The organism is Methylobacterium sp. M6A4_1b (genome assembly GCF_053345175.1).
In genome coordinates, this window is record NZ_JBKEZQ010000001.1 from 98,126 (window position 1) to 113,514 (window position 15,389).

The 15,389-nt window shown below is 71.4% G+C and carries 13 protein-coding genes; 2 read left to right on the plus strand and 11 right to left on the minus strand.

What is annotated here, in order from left to right; translation table 11 throughout:
* Positions 1-92 precede the first annotated feature (92 nt).
* From ACLBWX_RS00490 to ACLBWX_RS00500, 3 genes are all read right to left on the minus strand, one after another.
* The gene (locus tag ACLBWX_RS00490) at positions 93-1,604 is read right to left on the minus strand and encodes a glucosamine inositolphosphorylceramide transferase family protein (protein ID WP_447675139.1); all 1,512 of its coding nucleotides are present in this window, start codon (positions 1,602-1,604) and stop codon (positions 93-95) included.
* Positions 1,605-1,670: 66 nt separating this feature from the next.
* Positions 1,671-2,978 carry an NAD(P)/FAD-dependent oxidoreductase gene (locus ACLBWX_RS00495; RefSeq protein ID WP_447675140.1) on the minus strand — a complete coding sequence of 436 codons (1,308 nt, stop codon included), beginning with the start codon at positions 2,976-2,978 and terminating at the stop codon, positions 1,671-1,673.
* 120 nt (positions 2,979-3,098) lie between these two features.
* Positions 3,099-3,578, minus strand: a complete 480-nt coding sequence (locus tag ACLBWX_RS00500; RefSeq protein WP_447675141.1) for a DUF2721 domain-containing protein — start codon at positions 3,576-3,578, stop codon at positions 3,099-3,101.
* Positions 3,579-3,791: 213 nt separating this feature from the next.
* On the opposite strand from ACLBWX_RS00500, the gene ACLBWX_RS00505 reads away from it, so the two are divergent.
* Positions 3,792-3,992: a hypothetical protein gene (locus ACLBWX_RS00505; protein WP_447675142.1), complete on the plus strand. Its 201-nt coding sequence runs from the start codon at positions 3,792-3,794 to the stop codon at positions 3,990-3,992.
* Positions 3,993-4,070: 78 nt separating this feature from the next.
* Here the strand turns inward: ACLBWX_RS00505 and ACLBWX_RS00510 are convergent, their stop codons facing one another.
* Positions 4,071-5,297 (minus strand): adenylate/guanylate cyclase domain-containing protein, encoded by a 1,227-nt coding sequence (locus ACLBWX_RS00510; protein ID WP_447675143.1) that lies wholly within the window; start codon positions 5,295-5,297, stop codon positions 4,071-4,073.
* A 244-nt stretch (positions 5,298-5,541) separates the two neighbouring features.
* Here ACLBWX_RS00510 and ACLBWX_RS00515 point away from each other — a divergent pair, with 244 nt between their 5' ends.
* Positions 5,542-6,480 carry a pirin family protein gene (locus ACLBWX_RS00515; RefSeq protein WP_447675144.1) on the plus strand — a complete coding sequence of 313 codons (939 nt, stop codon included), beginning with the start codon at positions 5,542-5,544 and terminating at the stop codon, positions 6,478-6,480.
* Positions 6,481-6,496: 16 nt separating this feature from the next.
* Here the strand turns inward: ACLBWX_RS00515 and ACLBWX_RS00520 are convergent, their stop codons facing one another.
* From ACLBWX_RS00520 to ACLBWX_RS00550, 7 genes are all read right to left on the minus strand, one after another.
* Positions 6,497-8,074, minus strand: a complete 1,578-nt coding sequence (locus ACLBWX_RS00520; protein WP_447675145.1) for a gamma-glutamyltransferase family protein — start codon at positions 8,072-8,074, stop codon at positions 6,497-6,499.
* The gene (locus tag ACLBWX_RS00525) at positions 8,071-9,024 is read right to left on the minus strand and encodes an ABC transporter ATP-binding protein (RefSeq protein WP_447675146.1); all 954 of its coding nucleotides are present in this window, start codon (positions 9,022-9,024) and stop codon (positions 8,071-8,073) included. Before ACLBWX_RS00525 ends, ACLBWX_RS00520 begins: the two co-directional genes overlap by 4 nt.
* Entirely contained in the window at positions 9,021-10,049 is a 1,029-nt protein-coding gene (locus tag ACLBWX_RS00530; RefSeq protein WP_447675147.1) for an ABC transporter ATP-binding protein, read from the minus strand. Before ACLBWX_RS00530 ends, ACLBWX_RS00525 begins: the two co-directional genes overlap by 4 nt.
* 2 nt (positions 10,050-10,051) lie before the next feature.
* On the minus strand, positions 10,052-10,960 hold the full coding sequence (locus tag ACLBWX_RS00535; RefSeq protein WP_447675148.1) for an ABC transporter permease: 909 nt from the start codon (positions 10,958-10,960) through the stop codon (positions 10,052-10,054).
* 202 nt (positions 10,961-11,162) lie between these two features.
* Entirely contained in the window at positions 11,163-12,107 is a 945-nt protein-coding gene (locus ACLBWX_RS00540) for an ABC transporter permease (RefSeq protein ID WP_447675149.1), read from the minus strand.
* Between the two features lie 16 nt (positions 12,108-12,123).
* A complete protein-coding gene (locus tag ACLBWX_RS00545; RefSeq protein ID WP_447675150.1) occupies positions 12,124-13,629 on the minus strand; it encodes an ABC transporter substrate-binding protein in 1,506 nt (501 codons plus the stop codon).
* 136 nt (positions 13,630-13,765) lie between these two features.
* Positions 13,766-15,385, minus strand: coding sequence for a gamma-glutamyltransferase family protein (locus ACLBWX_RS00550; RefSeq protein WP_447675151.1), 1,620 nt, complete (start codon positions 15,383-15,385; stop codon positions 13,766-13,768).
* Positions 15,386-15,389: the final 4 nt, after the last annotated feature.

Sequence of the window (15,389 nt, forward strand, 5' to 3'; positions counted from 1 at the left end):
GCAGCGGTGGCACAAGCGTGGGCGAAACTGATTGTTCCTCGGGCGGGATTAAAATCTGCGTGATGACGTAAGTCGCTGCGATACGTCAGATTTTAGAACCGTCGGCGGACGCGTCCGGCGCCGTCTATGAATTCAAAATGCGCTGTCCGGTTGAGCGTGTGCAGGCCCGTACCCGGAAAGCGCGGCCCCGATCGCAGGATCATTTCCACACTCTGGTCGTAGCCCGTCTCGTCGAGGCGCTGGATCCGCGCGAGGCCCAAGGCCCCGCCATAGCCGTCCCGGCAATCCTGCACCGGCCGGAACAGGGCGCCGTCGCGGGCGACGATGCGGCCACCGGACCGGGCGGCGGCGATGTCGATCAGCACGGGGTTCCTCGGATGCGGCGTCCAGGGTCCGCGGAAATCCTGTGCGGTCCAGAGATGCAGGCTGTCGGAATAGGAGCCCCAGGCCGCGAAGGGGCCGTCGTGCTCGCCGTCATCCCGTGCCGTCGCGAACAGCCACCAGCGGCCGTCGTGCCGGAGCAGGGTCGGGTCGCTGAGGTTGAGGCCCGCGATCAGGGTCGCTTCCTTGACCCAGCCGCCGGGAAAGGCGGTGGCGCGATAGAGGTCGAGGGTCCCGGTGGCACCGCTCTCCGGCACCATCCAGTGGGCGCCGTCCTCCGTGAAGACGAACGGATAGGAGAGGTGATGGGCGGCCTCCAGCACCGGGACCGGCGCGCCGAGGGGGCCATCCGCCCCGAAGCGTACCGCCGAGATCACGCCCTTCTGGAGGATGTGGCTGTAATCCTCCACGAAGAGCACCGTCCCGGCGGGATCCGCGATCGGGAAGGGATCGGCGTAGAAGCGGCGCCCGTCGTCGGGCAGGGTGTGCCAGCCGGTTTCCGGATGAGCCTGGAGGTCGATGAGGTCGGGACCGGCGAGCCGGCGCCAGCCGACCCGCCAGTGAGGCGCCCAGGTGCAGAGCGCATAGAGCCGCCGGCCGGCCATCCGGGTGCAGGTGCGCAGGGCACGGGCGGCGAGGGCGGTCGCCGTGAAGCCCGTCGGTGCCGGGTCCGGCACGTCCAGTCCGTCGGGCGCGAGCCGTGGCCCCGCTCCGCCGAGGGCGGCCAGGATCAGGCTGGTCGTCCGAACCAGGGCATCCTCGAAGGCAGTGAGCATGATCCCCCGCGCCTCGGTTCCGACCCGCCCGGAGGCCACGATCCGCCCGTCCTCGCTCAGGCTGACCACGGGCGTGCGCCCGGCCAGCAGCGAGGCGAGCAGGGCCGCCTCACCGCAGGCCCCGTCGAAGGCGAGGCGCCAGACCGGGACGCCCGGCGGGCCGGCGGCATCGCCGCAGAGGTCGAGGACGAGGTCGGGCCGGCCGTCCCCCGGGGATGCGCGGGCCTCGAGACCCGCGCGTCCGATCCGCAGGGCCGGTCCGGTGCGCGGCAGCCGCCGCAGCATCGCCTCGAGCCGGAACAGCAGCGCGGCGTTGGGCGGCAACGTCCCCGGTCCGGGCGACAGGTCGAGGGAGACCGACAGCCCGGGGCGGCGCAGGATGCGTTCGATCAGCCGGAGGTGCCAACGGCGGCACATGCCCCCGTCGAGGCGAACGCTCAGGCGCATGGGGGCCGTTGTCCTCGGGCGAGGGGGTGACGCGGTCCACCGGCATGGCGCCTCCGGGGGAAGGCGTCAATCCGCGCCGGAGCGAGCCCGCGGCGGGTTCCATCGCGGCCAGCCGAGGAGACGCTGCGGCGCGAAGGGCGCGACCGGGATGGCAGGCGTCGCGCCGGTGGCGAGATCGGCGACCAGGCGCCCGGTGATCGGCCCCGTGGACAGCCCGATATGGCCGTGGCCGAAGGCGAAGATCAGCCCGCGGTGCCGGGGCGCCGGGCCGATCACCGGCAGGCCATCCGGGGTCGAGGGCCGCGCGCCCATCCAGGGCCGGTTGTCGAGGTTCGCGCCGAGGCGAAGGGTTCCGGCCGCCTCCCGGGCCGCCGCCTCGATCTGGACGTAGTCGGGGGGCGCCTCGCGGGCGTTGAGCTCGACCCCGGACAGGACGCGGACCCGCCCCTCCCCCATCGGCGCGATGATCGAGCCGGCGCCCGTGTCGAGCACCGGCCGGGTCAGCGGCGGACTGTCCGGGTGCAGGGCGTAATGGGCATGGTAGCCGCGCTCGGCGGCGAAAGCGAAGCGGTAGCCGAGGCCCCGCGCGATGTCCCCCGAGGCGGCGCCGGCCGCGAGCACAATCTGGCGTGCCTGAACGGCGCCGGCCGCGTGCCGGACGCGCCAACCCTCGCCGTCGGGCTCCAGGGCGGTGGTCACCATCCGCAGCGTTCGACCGCCGAGCCCGAGATAGAGCTGTTCATAGGCCTCGAGAAGGCCGCCGGGATCGCTCACCGCCCCGGTCTCCGGCAGGAGCATGCCCTGGGCGTAGGGCCGGACCAGCGCCGGCTCGGCCTCGCGGATGTCGTCGGGGTCGAGGATCTCGAAGGACACGCCGTGTCGGGCGAGGATCGCGCGTTCCAGGGCGGCGCCGGCGAAGGCGGCATGGGTCCGGTAGAGCTTGATCCAGCCGCTGCGGCGCAGCAGGTGGCCGGCGCCCGCCCGCGCCGAGAGGGCGAGATGCTCGGGCAGCGCCGCGCTGGTCAGCGGCAGCAGGGACGCGGCGGCCCGCTCCCAGGCGGCGGTCCGGGCGGAGGCGAGGAAATGCGTCGTCCAGGGCAGGACGCGGGCCACGTGGGCATGGCGCAGGCGAAGGCCGCGATCCGCGTTGCGCAGGTAGGTCGGCAGCTTGGCCCAGAGGGCCGGGCTCGACATCGGGAAGATCGAGCCCCGGCTGACCACGCCGGCATTGCCGAAGGAGGTACGGGCGCGCGCCTCCCCCGGGTCGCAGAGCAGGACGTCGAGACCACGGTCGCGCAGGGCGATCGCCGAGGCGAGCCCGACCATTCCGCCCCCGATGACGACCACATCCGCTTTTTCCGTCTCGACGCTCATCGGACCTCCGCCGCATCCCTCACCGACGGGGAGGCGCGTAGCAGGGTGCGGCCGGATGATCGAGGCCACCTCTGCGCGCGCCGGCCTTCCGTCCGCAGCCTGACCGGCCAGGGCGCCGCGTCAGCGGGCGCCGCGATCCTCCGCATGCTCCTGCTGACGGTCGACCTCGTCCCGGATGCCGCGGCCGGCCATCAGGATCTCCACGAGGAAGGCGGCGACCGCGACGACGGTGCAGACCAGGGCAACGCCGAAGCAGGCGAACAGGATCGAGGCGGTGGCGGCATCGCGCAAGGCCCCGACGAACAGGGTCAGCACGGCGATGCCGGTCATCACCGCACCGGTGCAGGCCAGCACCACGGCCGCGTCGAGCACGAAGGAGCGCCGCCGCAGATAGGACAATTGCCGGGACAGGCGGACGGCCTCGTGGGCATCGGCGGTCCGCAGGCCCGCCGCCGCCGCATCGACCTTGTCGGCGACGCGGCCGAGGCGTGTCGAGAAGACGTTGAGCAGGGTCGCCAGCGCCGTCAGCAGGAAGGCGGGGGCGAGGGCGATTTGGATGACATGGGCGATGTCGTCGGGGGCGACGGGCGGAGCGGACATGGGCGGCTGATAGGCCAAAGTGCGGCCGGCCGGAATACGGTCGCTCCATTCGGCGCTCGGTCGGCCCAGGACGGGCACCCGGACGGCACGCGCATCCCTTTTCCCGGGCGGATGGGAACCCGGCGCCGAGAACGCGGTTGACTGCTACATTGGATCTGTTCTAATTCGTAACTACAGGCGGCGCGAAGGCCGCGCAGGATGGAGATCACGGACATGGCGAACGCGAAGTGCGAGAGCTGCAAGTTCTTCGACGAGCACAAGGTCAACGGCGCCGCCGCGTCGGCCGACGAGGGCCTGTGCCGGTTCAACCCGCCGGTGAACCAGCCGGGTCCGTCCGCTCACGGGCTGTGGCCGGTCGTCGGCTCCGCCGACTGGTGCGGCCACTTCTCGCCCGAGATGACCGCCGCCGAGTAAGGCGCGGCCTCGAACCCGCTTCGACCATTCGGGAGGCCAGCCGCGAGGCTGGCCTTCGTCGTTTCGGGCACGGCGCAGTCACGCTCCGGCCTCGTCGTCCGGCAGGGCCAGCACCTCCAGTGGATCGCCGACGCCGCGCAGGGGAAAGGACCCCAGGGGCACGAGGCGATGCCCGTCGCTGGACCGGGCCGCGAAGGCGCCCGAGAACAGCACGCTGACGTCGAGGACCTTGGTCAGGCCCTCCAGGCGGGCCGCCACGTTCACCGCGGGGCCGATGATGGTGAAGTCCAGGCGCGAACGCGACCCGATATTGCCGTACATCACCGCGCCGACATTGACGCCGATGCCGTAGCCGAGTCGCGGCTGCCCGCGCTCGGACCGCGCCGCGTTCAGCGCATGCATGGCGGCGCGCGCCTCCCCGGCGGCCGATTGCGCGGCGGTGCAGGCGGCCGGCGTGTCGAGGTGGAAGATCGCCAGCAGGCCGTCGCCCATGAACTTCAGGATCTCACCGCCATGCCGCTCGATCGGCAGCGAGATCGCGTCGAAGTAGTCGTTCAGGAGGGAGATCACGTCGTCGCGCGGCCACATCTCGGAGATCTCGGTGAATCCGCGCAGGTCGATGACCATGATCGCCGCCTCCACGGTGACACCGCTGCCGCGCCGGGTGGCCCCGTTCAGGATCATCTCGCTGGCATGCGGGCCGACATAGGTGTCGAGGAGTAGGCGGGTCAGGCGGTTCTTGTGCCGGACCTCCGTCACCACCGACAGGGCCGGCAGGAGCGAGGCCAGCAGGTCGAGGTCGTCGGGATCGAACCCGCCGGGTCGGTCGGCCGAGAAGCTGACGATGTGGCGCTTGCCGAGCGTGTAGTGCAGCGGCCAGGCGACGTAGTCGGTCAGTCCCTCCGCGCGCAGGTCCCGGTAGATGCCGTAGTCCGTCTCGGGCTGCGCCGCCTCCTCCAGGTGCTTGCGGACCCGTTCCGCCCCGTTCAGGATCTCGGCGGCCGGGCTCAGCTTGAACTGGTCGGTGTCGACGATGCCGTATTCGAAGTTCTGCAGCTCCGCCTTCTCCGCGCCCGTGCGCCAGAGGATGCGAGTGCCGAGCCAGAGCGGATGGTGCGTCCGCAGGTGGATCGTGCCCCGCGCCACCGGCACGCCCGCCGCGCGCAGGCGAGCGCAGAAGGCCACGAAGATGTCGTCGAGGAAGCGCTCGCCCCGGGTTCCGGCGAGGAGCCAGTCCAGCATCTGCCCGCGCAGCTGTGCCCGCGCGAAGCGGCGGGTCTCGTCCTGATGGAGGGGACTGTTCATGCCCGCGCCTCGTCGCCTGTCGCCGCCCCGACCGGGAAAGCCCCGGCGAAACCGGCCGCCCGTGTCGCGATCATGGGCCGGCAGGCGTGTGCACGCCAGGGACTCCGGCGTCGGGGGATCCGGCTCCGAGACACCCGGCTCCGAGACACCCGGCCCCGGGACGCCGCGGCCGCGTGCGCATGCTAAGGCTGACGGGGACGGGCGGGCCGATCCGCCCGGATGGGATCGCGCAGGAGATTTTCGGATGAGCTGGCACAGTGCGGACGACCCGGTCCCGGGCGACCACTTCACCTGCGACGCGATCAAGACCCTGGTCGTGCCGCGCTCGCGGGACCTCGGCTCCTTCGCCGTCCGGCGCGCCCTGCCCTCGACCGAGTGCCGGATGGTCGGCCCGTTCATCTTCTTCGACCAGATGGGGCCGTCGGAGTTCCTGCTCGGCCAGGGCATGGACGTGCGCCCGCACCCGCATATCGGCCTCTCGACGGTGACTTACCTGTTCGAGGGCGAGATCATGCACCGGGACAGCCTCGGCACCGAGCTGCCGATCCGGCCGGGCGAGCTGAACTGGATGACGGCCGGGCGCGGCATCACCCATTCCGAGCGCACGGGCGCGGACCTGCGCAGGACCGGCTCGACCCTGTTCGGCCTCCAGAGCTGGGTGGCGCTGAGCGGCAAGGACGAGGAGACCGCGCCGGCCTTCGAGCATTACGAGGCCGGGGCGCTGCCGATCGTCAGCGGCGAGGGCAAGACCGTCCGGTTGATCGCCGGCGAGGCCTTCGGCGCGAAATCTCCGGTGCGGACCTCCAGCCCGATGGTCTATGCCGACGTGATGCTCGAAGCCGGCGCGGTCCTGCCCCTCGACCCGACCTACGACGAGCGCGCGATCTACACGGTCTCGGGCGCCATCGAGATCGCCGGGGACGGGTTCGGCCCGGGCCAGCTCCTCGTGTTCCGGCCGGGCGACCGGATCAGCGTGCGGGCGACGCAGGCCGCCCGCTTCATGGTGCTGGGCGGCGAGCCGATGGACGGCCCGCGCCATCTCTGGTGGAACTTCGTCTCCTCGCGGCCCGAGCGGATCGAGCAGGCCAAGGAGGATTGGCGCCAGGCCCGCTTCGACACCGTGCCGGGCGAGTCCGAGTTCATCCCCCTGCCCGAGCAGCCGGCCCCGGTGCGCTACCCCTGAGCCGGCCTCCCACGGCTCAGTAGCCGAGGGCACAACCGTCCTTGCGTGGATCGGACCCGGCGGCGCGCAGGCCCGTCGTGGGGTCGATCCAGATGATCTGGCCGCCGCCGATCGGGACGGGCGCCGGCACCGTGACGTGGCCGCGCGCGGCCAGGCCCTCGGCGAGACCCGGGCCGAAGCCGTCCTCGAACTCGACGCCGCCGCCATAGGCGAAGCTGCGCGGCGCATCGAGGGCCTCCTGCACGTCGAGGCCCCGGTCGATGATGCCGGTCAGCAACTCGACGTGGCCCATGGCCTGATAGTGCCCGCCCATCACGCCGAAGGGCGCCACCACCGCGCCGTCGCGCATCAGCATGCCGGGGATGATCGTGTGCATCGGGCGCTTGCCGGGCGCGATGGTGTTCGGGTGGCCGGGCTCGACCCGGAACGAGAAGCCGCGATTGTGCAGCAGCACGCCGCTCTCGGGTGCGGTGATGCCGCTGCCGAAGCCCTGGAAGATCGAATTGATCAGCGAGATCGCGTTGCCGTCGCGGTCGACCACGCAGAGATAGACCGTGTCGGTGTGGCGGATCTCCGGCCACAGCACGGGAGCCTGCGCCCGGGTCATGTCGATGGCGCCGTGCGCCCGGGCCTGCCAGGCCTGGGAGAGCAGGTGCTCGACCGGAACGGCGTGCACCACCGGATCGGCGAAGAGCGCGTCGCGATGGTGGTAGGCCTGCTTGCAGGCCTCGGCGAAGAGGTGGACCCGGTCGAGTTCCGTCAACGCGCCGACGTCGTATTGCGAGAGCACGTTGAGCATCATCAGGGCGGCGAGGCCCTGCCCGCTCGGGGGACATTCGTAGACGTCGTAGCCGCGATAGCGGGTGGAGATCGGCGTCACGTATTCGGGCGCGGCGCCGGCGAAATCCTCCCGGGTGTGGAGGCCGCCGAGTTCGCGCAGGCGCGCGACCATGTCCGCGGCCACCGGCCCCTCATAGAAGCCCGGCGCGCCGTGCTCGGCGATGCGCCGCAGGGTTGCGGCGAGCTTCGGGTGACGCATGGTCGTGCCGACCCCGGGCGCCTCGCCGTCGACGAGATAGGCGGCGGCCGAGCCCGGATCGGCGCGCAGCTTGTCCCGGTTGCGGGCCCAGTCGTAGGCGACCCGCGGCTGCACCGCATAGCCCTCCTCCGCGTAGCGGATCGCGGGCTGGAGCAGTTCACCGAGGCTGCGGGTGCCGTGATCGGCGAGCAGCCGCGCCCAGGCCGCGACGGCGCCCGGCACCGTGACGGCATGCGGCGAGGTCGCCTCGATGGCGACCTTGTTCTCCACGTACCAGGCATCGTGCGCGGCGGCCGGGCTGCGGCCGGAGCCGTTCAGCGTGATCGGCACGGAGGCGCCCTTCGGTGCGTAGAGGGCGAAGCAATCCCCGCCGATGCCGGTCATCGCCGGCTCGACCACGCCCTGCACGGCCACCGCGGCGATGGCCGCGTCGACGGCGTTGCCGCCGGCCTTCAGGATCTCGATGGCCGTCAGGCTGGCGAGAGGATGGGAGGTCGCGACCGCGGCATGGGCGGCATAGACGGGCGAGCGGCCCGGTTTGGAGAAGTCTCTCACGGCGTCGGGTCCTTGGCGCGTCGGGAATAGCGGGTGTCGGCGACCCAGTGGCCGGAGGCGACCTCGACCAGGCCGCCGGTGGCATCCGGGTCGGCGGGGGGCAGAAGGGAGGCGGCGCGCAGGCGGGCGCGCTCTTCCACCGGGTTCGGCACCGGCACGGCGCTGAGGAGGCGCCGGGTGTAGGGGTGGCGCGGGTCCTCGTAGAGGGCATCCGCCTCGGCGAGCTCGACCACGCGGCCGTGCCAGAGCACGGCGACGCGCTGGCACAGGTAGCGCACCATGCGCAGGTCGTGGGAAATGAACAGGTACGAGATGCCGAGCTCGTCCTGCAGGTTCTGCAGCAGGTTGACGACCTGCGCCTGGATCGAGACGTCGAGGGCGGCGATGGGTTCGTCGGCCACGATGAAGCTCGGCTTCAGGGCGATGGCGCGGGCGATGCAGATGCGCTGGCGCTGGCCCCCGGAGAACTGGTGCGGGTAGCGCCGGGCGAAGCGCGGATCGAGCCCGACCCGGGCCAGCAGGCCCTCGACCTCGTCGCGGCGCTCCGCTCGCGCCTTCTCCGGCCTGTGCAGCCGGAACGGCTCGGCCACGTAGTCGCCGATGCTCATGCGGGGGTTGAGGGCGGCGTAGGGGTCCTGGAACACCATCTGGATGCGGGCGCGCATCCGGCGCATCTCCCCGGCGGAGAGCTTGGCGAGGTCGGTGCCCTCGAAGGCGACGGTGCCGGCGCTCGGCGGATTCAGCATGGTCACGGCGCGGCCGATGGTGGACTTGCCAGAACCGGACTCGCCCACCAGCCCCAGGGTCTCGCCGGGCCGGATGTCGAAGCTGACATCCTCGACCGCCCGGAACACCGAGCCCTTGCCGCCCCACCAGCTGCGCAGCGGGTAGTGCTTGCTCAGATTCCGCACCGAGAGCAGCGGGTAGCGGTCGGCGGGCTCCGGCCTCATCGCGCCCCCTCCTCGGCGGCGAGCCGCGCCGGCAGGTCGTACCAGGCCGCCACGAGATGGCCCGGCGCGGCGCCGGGCGCCTGGACCAGGGGCGGCGCCTCGGTGAGGCAGCGCGGCGTCGCGTAGGCGTTGCGCGCGGCGAAGGGGTCGCCCGGCGGCGGATGACGCATGTCGGGCGGCGCCCCCTCGATCTGGTGCAGGCGCCGGCGCCCGGCCCGGCCCCGGCTGAGGTCGGGCAGCGAGCGCAGCAGGCCGAGCGTATACGCGCTCCGTGGATCGCGAAAAATGTCGTCCACGGGGCCGCGCTCGAGGATGCGGCCGGCATACATGACCTGCACGGTGTCGGCGATGCCGGCCACCACCCCGAGATCGTGGGTGATCCAGACGATCGCCATGCCGATCTCGCGCTTGAGCTCCTGAACCAGGGCGATGATCTCGGCCTGCACGGTGACGTCGAGGGCCGTCGTCGCCTCGTCGGCGATGAGGAGCTTCGGGCGGCAGGACAGGCCGATGGCGATCATCACCCGCTGGCGCTGGCCGCCGGAGAACTCGTGCGGATACTGGTCGAGGCGCGCGCCGGCATCGGGGATGCGCACGAGGTCGAGGAGATCCTTCGCGCGGGCGCGGGCCGCGCGGCCGTCGAGGCCGAGATGGATGCGCAGGGGCTCGACGATCTGCGCGGCCACCGTCATGCCGGGGTTGAGCGAGCTCATCGGATCCTGGAACACGAAGCCGATCTGCCCGCCGCGCACCTTGCGCAGCTCGCGCTCCGGCAGGCGCAGGAGGTCGCGGCCCTCGAACAGCACCTGTCCGCCGGTGATGCGGCCGGGCGGCCGCGGGATCAGGCCCAGCATCGCCAGCACGTGGACGCTCTTGCCGGACCCGGATTCGCCGACGATGCCGAGGGTCTCGCCCTCGGCCAGCGTGTAGGACACGCCGTTGACCGCGTGTACCGCGCCGCCCTCGCTATCGAAGGCGACGGCGAGGTCGCGGACGTCGAGCAGGGATTCCCGGTCCTGTCCCATCGTCAGGTCCTCTGCCGGGGGTCGAGGGCGTCGCGCAGGCCGTCGCCGAGGAGGTTGAAGGCCAGCACCGCGAGGAAGATCGAGGCGCCGGGCCAGATCGCCATCCAGGGCGCCTGCTCGAGGAAGTTCTTGGCGACGTTGAGCATCGAGCCCCAGGACGGCTCCGGCGGCTGCTGCCCGAGGCCGAGGAAGGACAGGCTGGCCTCGGCGATGATCGCCGCGGCGATGGTCAGGGTCGCCTGGACCAGGATCGCCGGCACGATGTTGGGCACGATGTGGCGGATGGCGATGCGCCAGGGCGGGTTGCCGACCGCGCGCGCGGCCTCGACGAACTCCTCCGCCGCCACCGCCTGCACCTGCGCCCGGGTCAGGCGCACGAAGGTCGAGGTCGCCGAGAGGCCGATCGCCACCATGGCGTTGGTCAGGCTCGGGCCGAGAAAGGCGGCGAGCGCGATGGCGAGGATCAGGAACGGGATCGCCAGTAGCGCGTCGGTCAGGCGCATGATCAGCAGATCGACCACGCCGCCGGCATAGCCGGCGAGCAGCCCGAACGGGAGGCCGAGGGCGACCGCGAGGGCGACCGAGGTCAGGCCGGCCCCCAGGGAGGCCCGCGCCCCGAAGACGATGCGCGAGAGCACGTCGTGCCCGACCTCGTCGGTGCCGAACGGGTGCGCCCAGCTCGGCGCGGTGCGGATCGCGCCCCAGTCGGTGGCGATCGGATCGTAGGGCGCGATCCAATCGGCGAAGACCGCCATCACGATCAGCGCCACAACGATGACGAGGCCCAGCATGGCGCTGCGCCGGGCGGTCAGGCGGGCCCAGAATTCGCGGATCGGGCCGGGCTCGGCGCGGGGGACGGGCTCGGCGGCCGGCAGGGCGACGCCGGCGGGGGCGATGGCGGCCTTGGTCATCGGGCGCCGCTTCCGTTGCTCATATCATCGCCGGAAACGGCCCCCTTCCCTCCCCCTTGCGGGGAGGGATCGAGGGTGGGGGTGGTTGGATGACCCTCCGCCGGTTGAGGCTGGCGGAACCACCCCCGGCTCCTCTCCGCAAGGGGTAGGAGAGGCGCGTCAGTCTGCGACGCGCCTTGTATCAACCATGACCAGCCCATCCTCACGCGCGCCTCAGCTTCGGGTTGACGAAGGCCGCGAGCAGGTCGGCCGCGAGGTTCAGGAGGACGTAGGTGGTGGCGGTACAGATCACGACGCCCTGCACGGTGGCGTAGTCGCGGTTGAACACGGCATCGACCATCAGCTTGCCGAAGCCCGGCACCGAGAAGACCTGCTCGGTGAGCACCGCGCCGGAGAGGAGCTGCCCGAATTCGAGGGCGCCCAGGGTGATGATCGGGATCGCGGCGTTGGGCAGGGCGTGGCGCAGGATCAGCGCCAAGGGCGGGACGCCCTTGGCCCGGGCGGTGCGGACGTAGTCCGAGCCGAGCACGCCCAGCATCGCCGCCCGGGTGTGGCGCATCATCACCGCCGCGATGGCGTTGCCGAGCACGAAGGCCGGCATCGCCATGGAGCGCAGGTTCTCGGACAGGCTCTCGAAGGGCGAGACGTAGCCGGAGGCCGGGAGCCAGCCGAGCTGGACCGAGAACAGCAGGATCATGAGGATGCCGAGCCAGAAGTTCGGCACCGACAGGCCCCACAGGGCGATGCCGTTGGCCAGGGTGTCGGCGGCTGTGCCGCGCTTGACCGCCGAGAGGATGCCCATCGGCACGCCGATCACGAGGGCCACCAGCATGGCCAGGCACGCGAGTTCGAGGGTGACCGGCAGCTTCTCGACGACGAGGTCGATGACCGGCTTCTGCAGGCGGATCGACTCGCCGAGATCGCCCTGGAGCACGCCGCCGGCCCAGAGGGCGTAGCGCACGGGAAGCGGCTGATCGAGGTGGTACTTCTGCCGGATGAAGGCGATGACCTCGGGGTCGCGCTCCTCGCCCGACAGGGCGGTCGCCGTGTCCCCCGGCAGCAATTGCTGCAGGGTGAAGATGATCATCGAGGCGATCACCAGGGTGGGGATCGCGAGCGCCAGGCGCTGGACGAGGAAGCGCAGCATCGGCCGGGCTCCCGCCTCAGTTCAGCTTGAGGCCGGTGAAGCGCACGAGGCCGTCGGGATAGGGCGTGAAGCCGGCGAGCTTGGTGCTGTAGGCCCAGAACAGCTTGCGGTGGAACAGGTAGATCAGCGGCCGGTCGGCCATCACCCGGTCGGCGAGCGTCTTCCAGGCCTCGGCGCGCTGGGCCGGATCGACCGTGGCGCGCTCGGCACCGAGCGCGGCATCCGCGTCCGGGTTGCAGTAGCGGGCGTAGTTCAGCGGCGTCTTGCAGGCGAGGAAGCTGAAGGTGTTGCCGTCCGGGTCGGGCCGGCCGCTCCAGGAGTAGAGGTAGGCGTCGAAGTTGCCCTTGTCGGCGGCGTCCAGCGCGGTGGTGAAGTCGGTGGCCTGGAGCTTCACGTCGAAGCCCGCCTCGCGGGTCATCGCCTGGATGACCTGTCCCACCTGCGGCGCCTCGTTGTTGGCATAGACCGTGAAGGTGACGGACGGCTTCGGGACGCCGGCCTCCGCCAGCAGGGCCTTGGCCTTGGCGACGTCCCGCTTGGGAAGGGGATAGTCCTTCACGTAGGCCGGATGCCTGGGCGAGACCCATTGGTTGCCGGGCAGGAACTCGCCGCTGAACACCACCTGGTTCAGGGCATTGCGGTCGATGGCGAGATCGAAGGCGGCCCGGACGCGCGGATCGGCGAAGGCCGAGCCGGCCCGGTTCGGATTGAAGACGATGGACTGGAAGCCGAGTTCGATGGTCGACCCGACCCTGAGCTTCGGGTCGCGGGTCACCTGCGGCAGGTCGGTGGGGGTCAGGCGCTCGAGGAGTTCGAGCTGGCCGGCGCGGAGGTTCGTCAACCGCACGGTGCCGTCGGGGATCGGCCGGAACTCGATGCGCTTGAGGTGGATCTGGTCCTTGTTCCAGTAATCGTCGAAGCGCTCGACCACGATCCGGTCCTGCGGCACCCGCTCGACGAACTTGAACGGCCCGGCGCAGACGGGCGCGGTGGAGAACTTGTCGCCCAGGCGCTCGGCGGCCTTGGGCGAGACCATCATCCCGGCGCGATCGGTGAACTGCGCCATCAGGGGCGCGAACGGCGTCTTGAGGACGATCCTGAAGGTCAGGTCGTCCACCACCTCGACCCGGTCGATCGGCGCGATCTCGCCGCGCCGCTGCGAGCCGGGCAGCTTCAGGTGGCGCTCGATGCTGTACTTCGCCGCCGCAGCGTCGAGTTTCTCGCCGTCGTGGAACAGCACGCCGGGCCGCAGGGTCATGGTCAGCGTCTTCTGGTCCTCCGAGAGGCTCCAGCTGGTGGCGAGCTGCGGCACCGGCTTCAGGTCGGGGCCGATATCCACGAGCTTGTCGCACATCGCGGCGAAGACCATGCGGCTGGTGAAGGTGCGTGCGAGCGTCGGGTCGAGGGCGTCCGGGTCTTCCATCAGGCCGAAGCGCAGGGTCTGGGCCTCGGCGGAGCGGGTGAGGGCGGGCGACAGCGAGACAGCCCCCACGGCGAGGCAGGCAGCGAACAGACGCAGCATCCAATGTCCTTCGGGTCAGGGACCGTACGGGTTCGATGCTCGTCCGCGCAGGGCGCGCGGCAGGTTCGATCCGGTCGGCACGTCCAAAAGTGTATACATTATCTGTGCCAGCGGACCGCTTGGCAACGACCCGCCCTCACCACACCGAAACCTGCCCGTCGCGCCGGGGATCGCTCGCGCCGACATAGCCCTCGGTGCCGGGGTCGCCCATGCGCCAGATGAACTGGCCGGCCCCGAAATCCTGGTAGCTGTCCTGGATCACGTCGGCCCGGTGGCCGCGCTCCACCAGACCCTGCAAGGTGGCGGCCGGCATCGTGGATTCCGCGTTGATCTCCAGGCCGGCATTGAACCGCCAGCGCGGCGCGTCGCAGGCGGCCTGGGGGTTCTGGCCGTGGTCGATCATCCGCACCAGGGTCTGCAGGTGCCCCTGGGGCTGCATGTTGCCGCCCATCACGCCGAAGCTCATCACCGGCGCGCCGCCGCGCGTGAGGAAGCCCGGGATGATGGTGTGGAAGGGCCGCTTGCCCGGCGCCACCACGTTGGGGCTCGCCGCGTCCAGCACGAAACCGTAGCCGCGGTTCTGCAGGGAGAGGCCCCATTCGGGCACCACCACGCCGGAGCCGAAGCCCATGAAGTTCGACTGGATGAAGCTCACCATCATGCCGGATTCGTCGGCGGCGGTGAGATAGACCGTGCCGCCCCGGACCGGATTGCCGGCGCCGAAATCCTGGGCACGGCGCGGGTCGATCAGCTTCGCGCGCGCCGCCAGATAGGCCGGGTCGAGCATCGCCTCCGGGGTCACCTCCATGGTGCGGGCGTCGGCGACGTAGCGATAGGTGTCGGCGAAGGCGAGCTTCATCGCCTCGATCTGCAGATGCTGCGCCTCCGGCCCGTCGACGGACAAGCCGACGAGATCGAAGGATTCGAGGATGCCGAGGGCGATCTGGGCGGCGATGCCCTGCCCGTTCGGCGGGATCTCGTGGAGCGTGTAGCCCCGGTAGTCCTTGGCCGTCGGCGTCACCCATTCGGGCCGGAAGGCGGCGAGATCCGCCACCGTCATGGCGCCGCCATGGGCCGCGGCGTGCCGGGTCATGGCCTCCGCGATCTCGCCCTCGTAGAAGGCCCGCCCCTTCGTCTGCGCGATCGCCCGAAGCGCCCGGGCGATGCCCGGCAGGGTAACGCGCTCTCCGACCTGCGGGGCGCGGCCGCGGGGCAGGAAGGTCTCGGCGAACCCGGGCTGGCGCACGAGGTCCGCGACCCGGGCGGCCGCCGCCCATTTCTGCTGCACCACCACCGGCGCGAGGTAGCCGCGCTCGGCGATGTCGATGGCGGGCTGCAGGAGATCGGCGAAGGGCAGCTTTCCGAAGCGCTCGCTCAAGGCCACCCAGGCCGCGACCGCACCCGGCACCGTGACGGAATCCCAGCCCCGCATGGGCGGCCGCTCGGCCGCACCGTATTTTCGGGTGAAGTAGTCGGGGGTCCAGGCCGCCGGCGCGCCGCCGGACGCGTTGAGCCCGTGCAGTTGCCGGCCGTCCCACAGGATGCAGAAGGCGTCCGAGCCGAGCCCGTTGCTGCAGGGCTCGGTGATGGTCTTGGCCGCCGCGGTGGCGATGGCGGCGTCCACCGCGTTGCCGCCCTGCCAGAGCATGCGGATGCCGGCCTGGGCCGCGAGCGCATGCGAGGTCGAGACCATGTTGCGGCCGAAGATCGGCATCCGCACGGTGGGGTAGCCGGTGGTCCAGTCGAACGGCTTCATCGGA